This is a genomic window from Candidatus Peregrinibacteria bacterium (assembly GCA_016220175.1).
In the GTDB taxonomy this organism is placed as follows: domain Bacteria; phylum Patescibacteriota; class Gracilibacteria; order CAIRYL01; family CAIRYL01; genus JACRHZ01.
Map to the genome: position 1 here is coordinate 25,785 of JACRHZ010000030.1, position 14,939 is coordinate 40,723.

Genomic DNA, 14,939 nt, shown 5'->3' on the forward strand with positions numbered 1-14,939 from the left:
ATTAGGAATTAGGGATTAGGGATTGGGGATTGTGGATAAATGATTTTTATAAGTTCTTTATCTTTTGCTGATTACTGACAGCTGTCAGCTGACCGCCTACTACGGAGTTCTGACGTTTACGGAAGTTTCAAAATTTTTCGAGTAACTCAGTTCCGGATTTCCGGAAGTATTGATGTATGACAGCGTAAAACTCGCGCGGATTACTCCGGGAGTACTCAGTCGTGAAACATTTGCAAAATTCAAATTTGATGCTTCTACTTTTGAAGATGTCAAAATACTGACGGTGGGTGGAGCTCCTTCGCTGAGTACAATGCCACCATTCGCAATCGAAAATAAAGTGGGATCATTGGCTGCAGTAAAATCATCCAAAAAAAGAGTGGCATTTTCAGCTCCCAAAATCGGAGTCGAAATTCCCTGTGCATTTCGTATTTCTTGCTCGATCAAATTCATGACATGCGTTCCTTGACTTTCCACCTCCGCAATAATTTGATTTTTCACGCGCGCATCGACGAGGAAAGAAAGGTAGGAAGACATTCCTATGAGAATTCCTCCCACAAGAAAGAGAGAAACAAGAACCTCGATAAGAGTAAAACCGGCAGTTTCACGGCGGATTTTCATAAACTTTAGATAGGCTTAATAACGGTAAATTCTCTCAATGCATGATTTGTGGCGGCAAATACGCGATTTTTAAAAGGATGATACGCTACCCCACTCACTCCTTGAGGAAGATTCATGATCCCAAAAAGAAATGGATTTACTGGATTCGTAATATCCACCACCTGAAATTCATTATTATTCAGACTTGTTGCCAAGAATGCGAATGTATTGTTATTTCCAAGAGCAATATCTTCTATGCTACTTTGCGCATTAAAAGCGCTTTTCCAAACAGGGAGTACTGGATTAGAAATATCGAGAATTTCCAATTTTCCTCCTGCTCTTCCAAGAAGAAGATTGTCCCCAAATCCGGCGATGGTGAGACCATCATTATTTCCTGCCAAGTTGATTGCATTTACCAAATACACCGGCGCTGCTGGATGAGAAATATCGACAACTTTTACTTCATTTGCATCGTCATAAGATGAAACATAAGCATAGTTTCCGATGACAACCACTTCTGAGTTTGCGCCATTTCCGAGGTCAGCAGATCCTAACTCTACTGGATGGGTTGGATCGGCAACGCTGATAATAAAAAATTCCTTTTCTACTCCGTCTTGATTCCGCACCAAATACACAAGCGGACCAAAGGCAAATACTCCAAGTCCGTCAGCGGCTCCAGGGGCGTTGAAAGTTCCTACCACTTTTGGGACAACAGGATCTATCGGTTCCGAAATATCAATCACTTGGAGTTCGAAATTATCAAGATTGGATGTGACAAATACGTAATTTCCGGAAATAGCGATATTATTTACCCCTCCAAGAAGATTTGAAAGATGTGCTCCTACAGGAGCATCGGGGTTGGAAACATTTATAATAATAAAATCAGGATTCGCATTTCTCCTCACCATATAGGCATAATTCCCCTGAGTTTGAATTTTCCATCCATCCTCAACTCCGTCATAGTCGATGGATACACCCGGCTTAGGAACTTTCCAATTATCGGGATCAATCGGAGGAAAGGTATCGTGCCTCCAATTCGAGAGATAGGTATCTAATGAAAGTGTTTTAATGTTTCCATGCGTTTCTTCCCATGTTACTTTTGAAGTTACTTGTTTTGTGTCGTCTGAAAGTGGAAGAACTTTTATTTCACGCGTAAAAATATCCGTTATATCGGATACTCCAGCAAACGACCAACTCCCAGCATTTATGGTAAGACCATGCGTTCCATCTTCCAAATTAAAAAAATTCTCATCCCGAATATTTCGCAGGGCTTCTGTGCCTTCTTCCGCGATAAGAGTTGCCCTTGTCTTCATGCCAGAGGCAGAAATGCTTTTTTTCCCGAATGAAATCGGATCGATAAAAGCAGTAATGACGATTCCAAAAATCACAATCCCGAGGAGTACTTCCAAAAAAATAAGCCCCTCTACCTTACGAATGGATCGAGCCTTTTGCGCCGATGGTGATGATGTGGGTTTCATTTTCATTCGAAACAAACGTAAGAATTCCTGTAGCGTTCGGCAAGCCAGAAAATTCGGAAAATGTTACTTCGAGAACACCTTGAGGAGTAATATCTGAAGAAAGCTCAGAGACTTCATCAAAGCTCGCATCTCTCGTCTCAAAATCATTTCCTTTATAAATGGTCACTTTTCCCGGTTCTACTCTTATACTCCAATCGGAATCTTCTCTCGAAGCCTCAGCCAGTATTTGGGCACGTCTCATGTTTTGTGCCACAACATTTGCCGCAAGTTCGAGATTGTTTCTTACCCGGATCATACTGTAGAGCGGTGATGCCATAAGGCTAATGATCGCAATAACAGTGATAGAAATGAGCACTTCTACGAGCGTGAATGCGGGGGATTTTTTCATGCTTTTAGAGTATCGATATTGAGAAAGAAAATCCAATAAATAGATTTTTTTCGGAAGGCGACACGGCGCCGTGTCGCCTTCACTGCGCCACAAACGCTGTCGCCCCAAGCCACGCGAGATCAAAAATTGCCTTCATCGTTCTCGCGAGAGTTGGACTCTCGACAATGAGTCCCAAAAGTTCTTCTTTCTTGAGAGAAACGATTCCCACGGAATTTCCAAAAATAAGAATTTCATTTTCAAAAAGGAATTGATTTTTATTCACGAGGAGAATTTCAAAAAGATTCGGATCAAATTTTTTTGGGAGAAATTTTTTCAGAATATGCACATTTCCAATTGTATTTGGCGAAAGATATCTCGTTTTAATTTTCTTCGAGAGTTTTGTGTGGAGATATTCTTTAAAAAAATCAGGGAAAAAAGTGAGCACCGTCTGGAGATTGCTGTACCCAAGGATTTCACCTTTTGCATTTAGTGACTCCGTAAACACTTTTTCCACGCCACTTCGTCCTTCATAAAATCTGATTTTCGGTTGAAAAGCGAGAATGCTTTTTAAGGAAAGAAGTTCAGGAATGAGATTTTTCGCGGTTTCAAGGTTCTCCTTCGCGAGGTGAAAAATTTGTTCTGGTGGTTCTGGTGCAAAGCACTTTGTCCCATTCTTATTGTACTGACTCATGAGGCGTTTTTTCAGAAGATTTTCAATAGTGTAATAGCATCCAACTCGATGTACTTCGGCTTTTTTTGCGATCACGGAAACAGGACCACCGTTTATTTCAAGCGCCGCAAGGTAGACTTTTGCTTCTTCAGCAGTGAGGCCGAGGCGTTGAAGGTCAGAAAGCAAAGGAGGAATAAAGAATAAGGAATCAGGAATTAGGGGAAAATATTTTAGAAGGCTACGATCCCATCGTCGCCCATCTTCGTGTTGTAGAATTTTTTCTACAAGAAATTACATGAATTTTATCGCAAAATCAAGCCATTTTATAAGTTCCGGGTATTTCGAGGTATTGACAAAGGCGATGTGGCGTGGAAGCATTATTCAATTACGAATTCCAAATTACGAATTACGAATGCAAAAAATCTGTGTTCATTGTTCGGCTTCATTCGAGATCACATCTGATGATTTGAAATTTTATGACAAAATTTCCCCAATTTTTGGAGGAAAGAAATATGGAATTCCGCCACCAACACATTGTCCCGATTGTCGAAGGCAAAGAAAATTTTCTTGGAGAAATGAACGGAATTTGTATCATCGAAAATGTGATCTCACAAAAAAGCAGATTATTTCGATGTATTCTTCGGATAAACCATACAAGGTATACGATCAGAGTGAATGGTGGAGTGACCGCTACGACCCATATCTTTATGGAAAAAGCTTTGATTTCTCCAGAACATTTTTTGAACAGTTCCGAGAGCTTTTTGATAACGTGCCTCGAATAAATTTAAACAATAAAAATCCTGAAAATAGTGAATATTGCAACTTTGCTGTGGACAACAAGAATTGTTATCTCCTTTTTGCTTCTGGGTGGAATGAAGATTCGTTTTGTTCAAATAGAGTTCTCAATGTAAAAAATGTTTGTGACTCATCAAGTGTAACCTATTCAGAACTGTGTTATGAAGCCATAGATTCTCATAATTGTTATAACTGTGGATGGATTCAAGACTGTTCTCATTCATCTGACTGTTTTTTTGGATATGACTTAAAATCATGTCAACATTGCTTTGCATGTTATAGCTTGAATAATGCAAAGTACTGCATTGGAAACAAACAATTCTCAAAAGAAGAATATTTCGAAAAAATACGGTCACTAAAAAAAGATTTAAGAAATATCCACATTAGTTTTCAGAAAAAATTAAAGAATGCAATTCGGAAATATGCAAATCTGATAAATATTGAAAATTGTTCGGGAGACAATATTTCACATTCAAAAAATTCCCATTTTTGCTTTGAGGTAAAAAATCTTGAGGATTCAAAATTTATATCTGATGGGACGGAGCTCAAAAATTGTTATGACACCAATAACGATGACCACTCAGAACTTGATTATGAAACAATAGGAGCTGATACCAATTATCATCAGTGTTTTTCCGATATTTGCTGGTTTAATTCCAATATTTTTTATTGCAGTTTGTGTTTTAATTCCAAAAATCTTTTTGGATGTGTCGGAATGAAAAAATCTGAATATTGTATTCTCAATAAGCAATATTCAAAAGAAGAATACGAAAAACTCGTTCCAAAAATTATAGAGTATATGATGAAGGACGGAGACCCTTCGACGGGCTCAGGGTCGCTTCGCGAATGGGGCGAATTTTTTCCTGCGAGTGTTTCACCATTTGGGTACAACGAATCTGTTGCTCAGGAATATTTTCCACTTTCGAAAGAAGAAGTGTTTGCGAAAAGTTGGAATTGGCATGAAGAAGAAAAGTCAGGAGAGAATTATTTGGGACCAAGAGTGGAAATTCCAGAAAACATCAAAGATGTAAGAGATGACATTTGCGAAAAAATCCTCATTTGCGAGGTAACCGGAAAACCGTACAAAATTATTCCGCAGGAACTGAAATTCTACAAAGAAATGGGAATTCCAATTCCTCGAAAATGTCCTGATCAAAGGCATAAAGAGCGAATGGCGCTCAGAAATCCGAGAAAACTCTGGGAGAGAAGTTGTATGAAGTGCAAAAAAGAGATAAAGACAAGTTACGCGCCAGAAAGACCGGAGATTGTGTACTGTGAATCTTGTTATTTAAGAGAAGTCTATTGAAAAAAACTATTGTAAATTATTGGGGAATTCAAAATACAAGATTCACCCTGAGCGAGTCCCGACTTGTCGGGACGAGTCGAATGGGCGAGGGGTGTTATCTCAAAGAGGTCTATTAAAAACCGTAGAGACAAGGCATGCCTTGTCTCTACAAAAGCCTCATTTTTTATCTATGCAAAAAACCTGCGCCAATTGTTCGGCTTCATTTTTCGCTTGAAATCCAGTATCATCACTTCGTTTTTTCCGAAGAAAAATTCATGAAAAAAGGAGACATTGCCATTCTACTTTTTCGCGTACCGCTTGATTTCGCGAGTGTTTCGGTGGCGTGGATTCTGGCCTATTTTTTAAGACCACTGACAGATCTCCTTCCATGGGTGCAATTTAATTTTGCAGCCGGAGATTTGCCCCTCTGGTCATTTTTTTTCCCATTTCTTGTTACTACCGCTTTCGCATTTGTTTTTCTCCTCTTTTTTCTCGGGTATTATCGATTTGATGAAAATTTTGAACCCGTAAGAGAGATTTTTCGCCTTATTTTTGCGACATTTCTTTGGGGAATGCTCATTGTTGCCTGGTATGCGCTCTTTCGCCACGAACTTATTTTTTCTCGGGTCATGCTCTTTCAGGCAATGATATTTTCTGTTCTTTTTACTTTTTTTTCTCGAACTTTCTTGAGATGGCTTCAGATGATCTTTTGGAAAGCCGGAAAAAATCACAAAAAAATAATTCTTTTTGGCAATTCTCAGAGTGTCGCCACCATAAAATCTATTCTGCAAAAATTTCCGCAATTTGAAATTGTGGAGGAATTTTCAGAAAAAGAAATTCACGAACTTTCAAAAGGTCATTATGAAGCGGATGAACTCTGGAGATGTGAACCAAAAACTTCTGAAAACACTGCGCGAATATTGCAAGAAATATGTACAGAAAAACATCTCTTTTTTCGATTTGTTCCACAGGAAAATAACATGGCGTTTGCGCGCCTTGAAATTTCACTTTTTGGAAAAACGCCTCTTATTCTTGCGGTTCCTGCTCTGCCAAGAGTAGGGGACAGAGTCGGAAAGAGGATTTTTGATATTCTGGCGTCTCTTATCTTGGTTCTGCTGCTCAGCCCTATATTTCTTCTCGTGTCATTTCTTATTTTTGTGACATCGCGCGGCCCAATTTTTTATAAGAGCAAAAGAATTGGAGCTTATGGAAAATCGTTTATCATGTGGAAATTTCGGTCAATGTATCCGAATGCGGATAAATTTAAAAAGCATCTTTCTTCAAAAAATCATCGTGATGGTCCACTTTTTAAAGTAAAAAATGATCCGCGCATTACTCCAATTGGACGTTTTCTTCGCCGAATTTCGTTTGACGAACTCCCCAATCTCATGAATGTTCTTCGAGGAGATATGTCACTTGTGGGACCACGGCCTCATCTTCCTGAGGAAGTGGAAAAGTATGAGGTTTCGCACAAAAGAGTTCTCATGATGAAGCCTGGAGTAACAGGACTTTCTCAGATTTCAGGAAGGTCAGATCTTCCTTTTGCTGAAGAAATACGTCTTGATATTTACTACTTAGAAAATTGGAGTTTTTGGCTTGATATCAAAATTTTACTAAAGACAGTGCTCGTCGTTTTGTCGAGGAAAGGAGCAGATTGACTACTTCCCGTGTGCTACGACCATTCCCCAAATTTTCTCATATCCATGCGATTTGAGAACTTTCGCACATTCCATCATGGTGTTTCCTGTGGTGAGGACATCATCGACGAGAATGATCGGTGTGAGTGGACTAATTTTCTGTGCAATTTTTGTGTTTAATAAAAAGGCACTTGCAATATTTTCTTTTCGATCTTCTTTCGAAAGATGTGATTGATGCGGTGTATTTCGAGTGCGTTTTATGAGTTCGTATACTTTTATTTCCCCACAAAAAATTTCAGAAAAAATTTTGGCAAGAAGTGCACTCTGATTAAATCCACGTTCATTTTTCCGAAGAAAATGAAGAGGAACAGGCACAAAAATCGCATCTTTTTGGATGTCCCACTCACGTATGCGTTTTTCAAAAAGTGGTTGCACATCATCAAGAATTCCAGTCGCGAATTCAAATTTTATTTTTTTCACCGCCGATTGAATCAGCATATTTTCCCATCCGCTACAAACAAACACTTTTTCGAAATACTCAAGATGGTATGGCGGTGGCGATTTTTCAAGAATTATTTTGTTGAGACACTCTTTGCAAATCCAAAAATCTTCTTTTCCGCATTGGAGACATTCAGGAGGAAAAAAGAAAGACATGAATTGAGAGAAAATCTTCATAATGGGTCAGATAATAATTTTTCTCATGAATGAACATAGAGAAATTGCTTCTTTCATTATGATGATGGAGATACTGTCTTGCAGTCGAGAATCAGTATGACCTGCGGCTATTGGCTTCTAAATTAGTCAAATTAAAATGTTATCTGTCGACGAACCTCGACAACAGATAAGGTTTCTGCTGACCACTGACGACTCTTCCGCCTAAATATCCAAATTCTTCACCTGCTTCGCTCTATTTTGGATAAATTTTCTTCTCGGAGCGACTTCAGACCCCATGAGCGTTTCAAAGACAGCATCAGCCTTTTCTGCATCTTCCATGACCACCTTGAGCATTGTGCGAGATTCTGGGTTCATTGTCGTTTCCCAGAGCTGTTCGGGATTCATTTCTCCAAGTCCTTTGTACCTCTGAATTGCAATTTTCACGTTTTTCTTTTGATTGGCATTTGCTTCCTCTCCTTCTTCGAGGATTTCCTCTTCTTCGGATTCCTCAGCAAGTGCAATATCTCCTCCAAGCGCCTTAATGTGTTTATCCTTTTCAGTATCGCTGTATGCATATCGAATATCTTTCCCTTTTGAAATTTTAAATAGTGGAGGTTGAGCAATATACAAATATCCTCCATCAATAAGGTCCTTAAAATATCGATAAAAAAGCGTCAAAATAAGCGTGCGAATATGCGCTCCATCCACATCTGCATCGGTCATAATGACAATTTTATGATACCGAAGTTTTTCTCTATCAAAACTCTCTCCAATGCTCGTTCCGAGGGCAATAATTAAGTTTTTCACTTCATTATTTGCGAGCATGCGATCCATTCGAGCCTGCTCCACATTGAGAATTTTGCCTCTGAGCGGCAATATTGCCTGGAAATGCCGATTTCTTCCCTGTTTTGCAGAACCGCCGGCACTATCTCCCTCGACGATAAAGATCTCACTTTCTTCTGCATTTCGTGATGAGCAATCCGCGAGTTTTCCCGGAAGCATAATCCCCTCGAGTGCTCCTTTTCGAATGACCGTATCTCTCGCAGCGCGTGCAGCAATTCTCGCTCTGGCAGCAAGAGCACACTTTCCGACAACACCCTTTGCTTCATTGGGATGAGCATCGAGATATTCCATAAATTTTTCGGCAAAGACACTTTCTACAATTGGCCTCACTTCAGAATTTCCAAGTTTTGCTTTCGTTTGTCCTTCAAATTGCGGGTCTGCAAGTTTCACGGAAACAATTGCAGTAAGACCTTCCCGGACATCATCGGCGGTGAGATTATCTTCCTTTTCTTTTAAAAGGAGTTTATCTCGAGCGTACGTGTTGATACTTCTCGTAAGCGCCGCACGAAACCCGGTAAGATGAGTGCCTCCTTCAACAGTATGGATATTATTCGCAAACGAAATAACATGTTCCGTGAAACTTTCTGTATACTGAAAAGCAATTTCTACTTCGCATCCCTCACTCTCTGCTTCGACAGATATCACGGAACTGATGGGATTTCGATTCACATTGAGGTGTTGCACATACGATGAAACTCCTCCTTCAAAAAGAAATCGGTATCGACTGTGTGGGTCCGTTCTTTCATCCAGCACAGAAATTTCCACTCCTTTGGTGAGATATGCTTGTTGGCGCATTCGTGTGTATATCGCCTCAAGCTCCATATCGAGTGTTTCAAAGATTTCGGGATCTGGATAAAAGAGAATTTCTGTTCCTATAAAATTCGATTTTCCTATCTCTTTGACATCTGCCAAAACCTTTCCGCGTTTATATTCTTGATGCCAAATCTTTCCGTCGCGGTGGACATGAGCAACTGTTTTCACAGAAAGCGCATTTACAACGGATGCTCCAACCCCATGGAGTCCTCCCGATACCTTGTACTCACCGCCACCAAACTTTCCGCCGGCATGAAGGACAGTCATTACCGTTTCTAATGCAGACTTCTTGGTTTTTGAGTGCATATCCACGGGAATTCCTCGACCATTGTCAAGAACCCGATATCCGCCATCTTTTTGGAGGGTAATATCAATTTTTGTGCAAAATCCAGCCATTGCCTCATCAATCGCATTATCAACTATTTCCCAGAGGAGATGATGAAGCCCTCTTACGTCAGTTGAGCCGATATACATTCCAGGTCTTTTTCGAACAGCTTCAAGTCCTTCGAGGACTTGAATACTTTCCGCAGAATACGTCGATTTTGGTGGCATTTTTTTGAGAGAAAATTCCCGATCAGGATAAGGGAAAAGGCGATTTTTTGCAAGATCGATATAGAAGGCGATACGGCGCCGTGTCGCCTTCAGAAAATGGATTTCGCCCTCAAATAATGATCCGCAATCACAATTGCCATCATCGCTTCCACGATGGGAACGGCACGCGGAAGAACGCACGGATCATGTCTTCCGTGGACATTTTTCAAAGTTTTCGGCTTTCCATTATCGTCGACAGTTTCTTGGGGAATGCTAATCGTCGAAGTTGGCTTAAAAGCAACACGAAGGACAATATTTTCTCCATTTGAAATTCCGCCCTGAATTCCGCCGGAATTATTCGTTTTTGTGCCAATCATTCCATCTTTTTTCTGATAAAATGGATCATTATGCTCTTTTCCGGTCATGTGTGTTCCGGCAAATCCAGAGCCGATTTCAAAACCTTTTGTGGCGGGAAGTGACATCAGCGCTTTTGCCAAATCTGCTTCGAGTTTATCGAAAACTGGCTCGCCAAGCCCAATTGGACAATTTTTCACAATTCCAGTAATGACGCCTCCAACAGAATTTCCTTCTGCTTTCATTTTTGTAATCAGAGAAATCATTTCCTTTGCCTTTTTTTCATCCGGACAACGAATCTCATTTTTCTGAATTGCTCCGAACGTTACTTTCTCCGGATCAATTTCCGTTTCAATATTTTTCACATTCGAAACATATGCGAGAATTTCTATTCCTGTTTGCTGAAGAATCTTCTTTGCCAAAACTCCCGCCATGACTCGAGCGGTTGTTTCGCGCGCACTTGCTCTTCCTCCACCAGATTTTGAGCGAATTCCATACTTTTTTTCATACGTAAAATCCGCATGACTCGGACGATAGAGATGTTCCAGATTTTTATAATCTTCAGGCTTTGCATCTTTATTTTGCACGATCATGCAAATCGGCGTTCCCAAAGTTACTCCATTTTCTACCCCCGAAAGAATTTCCACTTTGTCATCCTCTTTTCTTCCGGAAGTGATTTCACTTTGTCCCGTTGCTCGTCTTTTGAGTTCTTTCTCAATTTCCGCTGTGGAAATTTTGAGTTTCGGCGGACAGCCATCAATCACGCATCCAACCGCTCCGCCGTGAGATTCTCCAAAAATTGTGACCCGAAAGATGTGTCCGAAGGTGTTCATAGGGAAATGAAGAAGACGTTTAGAAGTATACGAGAAAATAAGAAGAATTAAAAATATCTTTCGAGGGCGAAGAAATGAGAGTAAGATGCAAATAATTTAGATTTTTTTATACTTTTTTATTATGTTAACGAAAAGCAAAAAACATAAATTACTTTTAAAACTGAAGGAATACCAGAAAATGTATTTCAATAACAAAATTACTGATCTTGATGAGTCTGGGACAAGATTAATGATTAACTTCTTTCTTACTGATGTACTCGGTTTTACCCCAATAGAAGAGGTGAAGACAGAATATATGATTAGAGGCACATATGCTGATTATGTAGTTCAGAAAAAAGGTGTTCGTCATTTTTTAGTCGAAGTAAAATCACTGTCACTAGAACTTTCGGATAAACACCTGAGACAAGCAATCAACTATGGGGCAAATGAAGGAATTGAGTGGGCGTTGCTTACTAATGGAAAAAACTTTGAATTGTATAAAATTCTTTTTAACAAGCCTATTGAATCAAAAAAAATATTCACCATTGATTTAAGTTCTCAAGAATTGATCAAGGACAATGTAGAGATTTTACAATATTTGCATACGGAATCTGTTGCAAAAAAAGGCTTAGATCTTCTTTGGGCTAAGCATGTAGCACTAGATCCTGCAAGTGTCGCAAGCTTACTGTATGCTCCACCAATTATTAATTTCATCAGAAGGGCATTAAAAAAGAAGTATAAAAATAATGTCTCTCCCGAAGAAGTAACAACGTCAATTAATCAAATCATTTGTGAAGCAATTCAGCTTGATAACGTAAAACACATCAAATTTAGAAAAGAAAGAAAGAAAAAAAATGGTAATAATGATGAGAAAAACGTAAACATACAAATTCCCTGCCAGCCGCCAAGCATTGAGTGAAAAATCAAGTAGCAATCAAGATGATTTCTCCCGAAAAGGTCGGCTGTGAACCACAAAGTGGAGCCTTTGGCTCAGGCGACTCTCGATGGAATCAGTTGTCAATCTGGTTGTCAATTAAAATAATTTGGTTGACAATTGGTTGTCAATTAAATATAATGGAGTTGTCAATTAGTGGACAACATGATTTCAAAAACGAAAATACTCCAATTGGCTCAGAAAAGAGGAAAGATCAGAACTTCCGATATCGTGAAGGAATTTCATGTTTCCCGGCAATATATTCATCGCTTGACGCAAGAACTGGTCGAAAATCACGCTCTTATCAAGATTGGAACAACAAGATCTGCTTTTTATGTTCTTCTGGAATACGCGAAGAAACATCAGAAAATATTTCCTTTCCGTTACGCCAAAACATTTCCAAATGTTGCTCTTCAGGAAGACAGGGTTTTTGAGCAAGTGAGGACTGCATTTCCTCCATTCAAAAAGCTTCCAGAAAATATCCAAAGCATTTTTACCTACGGATTTTCTGAAATGCTGAATAATGCCATCGAACATTCTGAGTCAAAGAATATTCGTATAAAAGTCGCTCTTCAAAAGAAAATTTTATCATTTTGTATTGATGATGTTGGAGTAGGAGTTTTTCGAAATATCATGCAGAAGCGAAAATTGCACTCTGAACTTGAGGCAATCCAAGACCTTCTCAAAGGAAAAACGACAACGATGCCAAAATCTCACTCGGGAGAAGGAATATTCTTTACTTCAAAAGTCTGTGATCTGTTTATTCTTGAGAGTTTTGGACATCAGCTGATCGTGAATAATGAAATTCCCGATGTATTTGTGAGCACGGAGCAAAAAATAAAAAATGGGACAAGAGTTGTATTTCAGATCAAAATTTCCTCACAACGCCACTTGAATGATGTTTTCAGTCTTTACACCAATATTGGCGCGGAGAGTGATTATGGCTTTGATAAAACGGAAATACGAGTGAAGCTCTACACAGTAAGTGGAATTCATATTTCCAGATCTCAGGCGCGGAGAATTCTTTCTGGTCTCGAAAAATTCAAAATCATCATCTTCGATTTTGAAAAAGTTCCCCTTGTTGGACAGGCATTCGCTGATGAAATTTTTCGCGTTTTTCAAAATAAAAATCCACACATACGTCTCGAAACAGAGAACATGAATGACGGCGTGAAATTTATGATTGAGCGTGCGAAAAATGAGGCAAAAATTCCAAAGTCATAGACATTTTCCAACCAAATTTTCTACAACTCAAAAAGAGAGCACACTTGTAAACATGCTCCTGAAGAGAGATCCCGGATATTTCTCGCTTCGCTCAAAATTCCGGGATGACACACGCTTCGCGTGCGTCACTTCTCCGTAATCATCTTCACCGAAACATCTACACCAGCAGGAAGGTGAAGATTGGAAAGCGCTTCGATGGTTTGTGGCGTCGCATCACTTAAATCGATCAGTCTTTTATGTGTGCGAATCTCATACTGCTCGCGTGAATCCTTGTGTACAAATGTAGATTTATTGAGAGTTATTTTTTTAATATGGACTGGAAGCGGTACAGGACCAGCGATAATCGCCCCTGTTCGGGATACTGTTTCCAAAATAGTTCTGCACGCTTTGTCGATGACGGTGTGGTCAAAACTCTTCAATGTAATTCGAATTTTTTGAAGTTGAGGAGCGGTGGGGGATTTTGTAGCCATTTTTTTAAAGATCTAAAGAAAAAACAAATTTCTTCCTCCCTTCCAAAGAAAGCGGAAGGGAGATAGAAGCCTATTTGAGAATTTTGGTAACAACTCCTGCTCCAACAGTTCGACCTCCTTCTCGAATAGCAAATTTTGTCTGATCTGTAAGAGCGATAGGGCAACCAAGTTTCACCGTCATTTTGATGTTATCTCCCGGCATTACCATTTCTACTCCGTCTGGAAGAGTGATTTCACCGGTAACATCTGTTGTTCGGATATAAAATTGAGGCTTGTATCCCTTAAAGAATGGAGTATGTCTTCCTCCTTCATCCTTGGAGAGTACATAAACCTCAGACTCAAATTCTGTATGAGGAGTAATTGAGCCCGGCTTTGCGAGAACTTGTCCTCGCTCAATTTCCTCACGCTCAATTCCTCGAAGCAGCACTCCCACGTTGTCTCCGGCCTGTCCTTGATCGAGAAGCTTTTTGAACATTTCCACTCCGGTAACCGTTACCTTGCGTGTCTCACGAATTCCAACGATCTCCACCTCATCATTTACCTTTACAATTCCGAGCTCAATTCGCCCAGTTGCTACAGTTCCTCGTCCTTTGATTGAGAAAATGTCTTCGATCGGCATGAGGAATGGCTTGGAAAGTTCTCGAACCGGAGTAGGAATATATGTGTCGAGAGCATCTGCAAGCTCCATGATACACTTTGTCGCTTCATCGTTATCTGGATTTTCAAGCGCCTTGAGAGCGGATCCTTTAATGAATGGAATTTCAGTTCCTGGGAATTCATATTTTGAGAGAAGTTCTCGAAGCTCCATTTCGACGAGATCGAGAAGCTCTGGATCATCCACCATATCCACTTTGTTAAGAAATACCACAATACATGGAACTCCCACCTGTCTTGCGAGGAGTATATGCTCTCTTGTCTGTGGCATTGGACCATCTGCAGCAGAACACACAAGAATAGCACCGTCCATCTGAGCTGCACCAGTAATCATGTTCTTTACGTAGTCAGCATGTCCGGGACAATCAACGTGCGCATAATGTCTCTTTGCTGTTTCATACTCAACATGCGAAGTAGAAATAGTAATACCGCGTGCCTTCTCTTCAGGTGCATTGTCAATTTGATCAAAAGCTTTGGCAACATTTGTACCTCCAATTTTTTTTGAAAGGACTGTTGTGATGGCAGCAGTAAGAGTGGTCTTCCCATGATCTACGTGTCCAATTGTTCCCACGTTCACATGAGGCTTGGTTCGCTGAAATACATTGTCAGCCATAGAAGAATGAAAAAGGAATAAAAAAAGCAGGGGAGATTCTACCAGGCGGTGCTCTAGGTGTCAAAAGAAATTTTGAATTTTGAATGGCTTTGTTGCACAAATCATAATATAGAGACTCAGGAAAGAGCAATTTTCTTTTTCTAAGGTTTTCATACTATTTTGTAACTTTTTGGCATTCCGAGAGCAGTCATACTATTCAAAGCAGAAC

The 14,939-nt window shown here is 39.8% G+C and carries 13 protein-coding genes; 4 read left to right on the forward strand and 9 right to left on the reverse strand.

The genetic code is table 11. The features are described 5' to 3' along the window. Positions 1-99: 99 nt before the first annotated feature. From HZA38_02885 to HZA38_02900, 4 genes are all read right to left on the reverse strand, one after another. A complete protein-coding gene (locus tag HZA38_02885) occupies positions 100-618 on the reverse strand; it encodes a type II secretion system protein (GenBank protein ID MBI5414436.1) in 519 nt (172 codons plus the stop codon). A 5-nt stretch (positions 619-623) separates the two neighbouring features. Beyond that, positions 624-2,081, reverse strand: coding sequence for a hypothetical protein (locus HZA38_02890; GenBank protein ID MBI5414437.1), 1,458 nt, complete (start codon positions 2,079-2,081; stop codon positions 624-626). Then, the gene (locus HZA38_02895; protein MBI5414438.1) at positions 2,026-2,463 is read right to left on the reverse strand and encodes a type II secretion system protein; all 438 of its coding nucleotides are present in this window, start codon (positions 2,461-2,463) and stop codon (positions 2,026-2,028) included. The genes HZA38_02890 and HZA38_02895 overlap by 56 nt, the downstream gene beginning before the upstream one ends. Positions 2,464-2,542: 79 nt before the next feature. Then, on the reverse strand, positions 2,543-3,298 hold the full coding sequence (locus HZA38_02900; GenBank protein MBI5414439.1) for a hypothetical protein: 756 nt from the start codon (positions 3,296-3,298) through the stop codon (positions 2,543-2,545). Between the two features lie 109 nt (positions 3,299-3,407). Here HZA38_02900 and HZA38_02905 point away from each other — a divergent pair, with 109 nt between their 5' ends. Together HZA38_02905 and HZA38_02910 are read left to right on the forward strand one after the other, a co-directional pair. Continuing rightward, positions 3,408-5,213 (forward strand): hypothetical protein, encoded by a 1,806-nt coding sequence (locus HZA38_02905; GenBank protein ID MBI5414440.1) that lies wholly within the window; start codon positions 3,408-3,410, stop codon positions 5,211-5,213. A gap of 254 nt (positions 5,214-5,467) precedes the next feature. After that, positions 5,468-6,850, forward strand: a complete 1,383-nt coding sequence (locus HZA38_02910; protein ID MBI5414441.1) for a sugar transferase — start codon at positions 5,468-5,470, stop codon at positions 6,848-6,850. Here HZA38_02910 and HZA38_02915 read toward each other — a convergent pair whose 3' ends face one another. The 3 genes from HZA38_02915 to aroC form a co-directional block, all read right to left on the reverse strand. Further along, a complete protein-coding gene (locus HZA38_02915) occupies positions 6,851-7,483 on the reverse strand; it encodes a ComF family protein (protein MBI5414442.1) in 633 nt (210 codons plus the stop codon). A gap of 222 nt (positions 7,484-7,705) precedes the next feature. Beyond that, on the reverse strand, positions 7,706-9,691 hold the full coding sequence (gene gyrB, locus HZA38_02920; protein ID MBI5414443.1) for a DNA topoisomerase (ATP-hydrolyzing) subunit B: 1,986 nt from the start codon (positions 9,689-9,691) through the stop codon (positions 7,706-7,708). 89 nt (positions 9,692-9,780) lie between these two features. Beyond that, positions 9,781-10,857 carry a chorismate synthase gene (gene aroC / locus HZA38_02925; protein ID MBI5414444.1) on the reverse strand — a complete coding sequence of 359 codons (1,077 nt, stop codon included), beginning with the start codon at positions 10,855-10,857 and terminating at the stop codon, positions 9,781-9,783. A gap of 121 nt (positions 10,858-10,978) precedes the next feature. On the opposite strand from aroC, the gene HZA38_02930 reads away from it, so the two are divergent. Then, positions 10,979-11,755, forward strand: a complete 777-nt coding sequence (locus HZA38_02930; GenBank protein MBI5414445.1) for a type I restriction enzyme HsdR N-terminal domain-containing protein — start codon at positions 10,979-10,981, stop codon at positions 11,753-11,755. Between the two features lie 180 nt (positions 11,756-11,935). After that, a complete protein-coding gene (locus tag HZA38_02935; protein MBI5414446.1) occupies positions 11,936-12,994 on the forward strand; it encodes a DUF4325 domain-containing protein in 1,059 nt (352 codons plus the stop codon). 125 nt (positions 12,995-13,119) lie between these two features. On the opposite strand, the gene rpsJ is transcribed toward HZA38_02935, so the two are convergent. Next, positions 13,120-13,464, reverse strand: coding sequence for a 30S ribosomal protein S10 (rpsJ, locus tag HZA38_02940; protein ID MBI5414447.1), 345 nt, complete (start codon positions 13,462-13,464; stop codon positions 13,120-13,122). Positions 13,465-13,534: 70 nt separating this feature from the next. After that, positions 13,535-14,731, reverse strand: coding sequence for an elongation factor Tu (gene tuf / locus HZA38_02945; GenBank protein ID MBI5414448.1), 1,197 nt, complete (start codon positions 14,729-14,731; stop codon positions 13,535-13,537). Positions 14,732-14,939 lie beyond the last annotated feature (208 nt).